This window comes from Accumulibacter sp. (genome assembly GCF_023806635.1).
Lineage (GTDB): Bacteria > Pseudomonadota > Gammaproteobacteria > Burkholderiales > Rhodocyclaceae > Accumulibacter.
The window spans coordinates 1-2,906 of the sequence record NZ_JAMTDQ010000112.1; the positions used below are offsets into that span (position 1 = coordinate 1).

Consider the following 2,906-nt stretch of genomic DNA (forward strand, 5'->3'; position numbering starts at 1 on the left):
TTCGCGGGATGAGCGAGCGCCTCAGCCCTCTGGGAGAGGAAGACGTAACAGCTGGCAGCCGTTGCGCTAGAATGCGTGCTTTGTCGGCAGGAAGAATGCAGTGGACGGCATCACCATCGCCCTCTCGAAGGGCCGCATCTTTGACGAGACGCTGCCGCTCCTGGCTGCGGCCGGAATCGAGCCGCTCGAAAACCCGGAAACGTCGCGCCGCCTGATTCTTCCGACCAACCGGGAGCATGTCCGCGTGCTGATCGTTCGTGCGACCGACACTCCGACCTACGTCCAGTACGGTGCCGCGGACCTCGGCGTGGCAGGCAAGGACGTCCTGCTCGAACACGGCAGTGACGGCCTGTATCAGCCGATCGACCTCGGCATCGCCCGCTGCCGGATGATGGTCGCCGTACCGGCGGGTTTCGACTACCAGAGCGCGGTCCGCCAGGGCGCGCGCCTGAAGGTGGCGAGCAAGTACCTGAACATCGCGCGTGAGCATTTTGCCGCCAAGGGGGTGCACGTCGACCTGATCAAGCTCTACGGATCGATGGAACTCGCGCCACTCGCCGGCCTTGCGGACGCCATCGTCGACCTGGTGTCCACCGGCAGCACGTTGAAAGCGAACAACCTGGTCGCCTGCGAGCACATCATGGACATCTCCTCGCGGCTGATCGTCAACCAGGCGGCGTTGAAGCTCAAGCGCGAGGCGCTGACGCCGATTCTCGCAGCGATCGCCCGGGTGGTGCCGCAATGATCGCCATCAAGCGCTTGACCAGCCGCGACAGCGATTTTCGCGCCCGCCTCGACGCCCTGCTCGCCTTCGAGGCGGCGCAGGATCAGGCGGTCGACGAATGTGTCGCCGTCATCCTGGCCGACGTCAAGGCACGCGGCGATGCGGCAGTCGTCGAGTACACGCGGCGCTTCGATGGCCTGGGCGTCGCCTCGATGGACGAACTGGAGCTGTCGCAAGACGAACTGCAGCGGGCGCTCGCCGGCTTGCCGCCCGAGCAGCGGGCGGCGCTGACCACGGCAGCCGAGCGCGTACGCCGTTACCACGAGCGGCAGCCGTTGCAGGGCTGGCAGTACGACGACCCCGACGAAGGAATGCGCGGTACCATGCTCGGGCAGAAGGTGACGCCGCTCGACCGGGTCGGCCTGTACGTTCCCGGTGGCAAGGCATCCTACCCATCTTCAGTCCTGATGAACGCGATCCCGGCCCATGTCGCCGGGGTCGGCGAACTGATCATGGTCGTGCCGACGCCGGCGGGCGAGCACAACCCGCTCGTCCTCGCGGCAGCCGCACTTGCCGGCGTCAATCGCGTGTTCACCATCGGCGGTGCGCAGGCGGTGGCGGCTCTCGCCTACGGTACCGAGACCGTGCCACAGGTCGACAAGATCGTCGGCCCGGGCAATGCCTATGTCGCGGCGGCGAAGCGGCGGGTGTTCGGCATCGTCGGCATCGACATGGTCGCCGGGCCATCGGAAATCCTCGTCATCTGCGATGGCCACACCGACCCTGACTGGGTCGCGATGGACCTCTTCTCGCAGGCCGAGCACGACGAGCTCGCGCAGTCCATCCTCGTCTGCCCCGACGCCACGTTCATCGATCGCGTTGCGGCGGCGATCGACCGGCTGTTGCCGACAATGCCGCGCCGGGAAGTGATCCGTGCGGCGCTGGAGAATCGTGGCGCGCTGATTCTCGTGCGCGATCTCGACGAGGCCTGCGAAATCGCCAATCGCGTCGCGCCGGAGCATCTGGAGCTGTCGCTGGCCGATGCAGACGAGTGGGTGGGGCGGATCCGCCATGCCGGCGCGATCTTCATCGGTCGCCATGCGTCCGAATCGCTTGGCGACTACTGCGCCGGCCCGAACCATGTCCTGCCGACTTCCGGCAGTGCCCGCTTCTCGTCGCCGCTCGGCGTCTACGATTTCCAGAAACGCAGCAGCCTGATCCGGATTTCTCCGGCCGGGGCAAGGACGCTCGGGCGCATCGCGGCGACGCTGGCTTATGGCGAAGGACTGCCGGCGCACGCGCGCTCAGCCGAGTATCGTCTCGCGGAGGGCTGACCGCGAACAGGCAGTGCGCTCGACGCACTCGCCACATCCTTCGCTGGCGCACAGCTCACCCGGCGGCGGCGCCCTTCCTGGGCAAAGCTGTGCCGGTGCTCAAGACGCGACACTGACTTTGGCAAGCTGCCGCACGTGCTGGATCAACAGGGCCTCCGGGTAAGGCTTGCCGAGAACCACATTGACGCCGGCAGCCGCCGCTTCGTCCTGCAACTGCTCGCTGTCCGAGGTGACGATGATGATCGGCAGTTCGGCGGTGCGTGGATTGCCGCGCACCTGCCGGGCAAGCTGCAGGCCCGTCAATCCGGGCATGTCGACGTCGGTGACCAGCACATCCGGGATCGAGGCAGCGATCTGGCGTGCGGCGTCCTCACCGTCCTCGGCCATGACCACCTGGAAGCGGTGCGCGGTCAACAGCCTGCCGGTCTTGATGCGTACGACCTTCGAATCGTCGGCGACCATGACCACCGTCTGTTCGGCCGTCCTCGACGCTGCGGCCAGGGTCGCAGCAGCGGCCGCCAGCTCAAGCCGCCTTGCCTCCTCGGCCGCCTGGCGCGCTGTCTCACGCTCGATGGCCGCCTCGACCGCCAGTCGTTCCTCCTCCTCCTGACGAAGCGCCTCCTCCACTGCCCGGCGGTCCGCTTCACGGCGGGCCGCTTCCTCGGCGGCGCGGCGCTCGGCTTCGCGGCGGGCCGCCTCCTCGGCGGCGAGGCGCTCGGCTTCGCGGCGGGCGGCTTCCTCGGCCGCAAGGCGCTCGGCTTCACGGCGGGCGGCTTCCTCGGCCGCAAGGCGCTCGGCTTCGCGGCGGGCCGCCTCCTCGGCGGCGACGCGTTCGGCTTCGCGGCGGG

Annotated in this window: 3 protein-coding genes; 2 read left to right on the top strand and 1 reads right to left on the bottom strand. The window is 68.2% G+C overall.

Annotated features, from left to right (window positions below):
• Window positions 1–100: 100 nt before the first annotated feature.
• Both hisG and hisD read left to right on the top strand, forming a co-directional pair.
• A complete protein-coding gene (gene hisG / locus NFW30_RS18970; RefSeq protein ID WP_295349618.1) occupies window positions 101–745 on the top strand; it encodes an ATP phosphoribosyltransferase in 645 nt (214 codons plus the stop codon).
• Window positions 742–2,058, top strand: a complete 1,317-nt coding sequence (hisD, locus tag NFW30_RS18975) for a histidinol dehydrogenase (RefSeq protein ID WP_295349619.1) — start codon at window positions 742–744, stop codon at window positions 2,056–2,058. Before hisG ends, hisD begins: the two co-directional genes overlap by 4 nt.
• 99 nt (window positions 2,059–2,157) lie before the next feature.
• On the opposite strand, the gene NFW30_RS18980 is transcribed toward hisD, so the two are convergent.
• Window positions 2,158–2,906: response regulator (locus NFW30_RS18980; RefSeq protein ID WP_295372483.1), on the bottom strand; the 749-nt coding region annotated here is incomplete at its 5' end.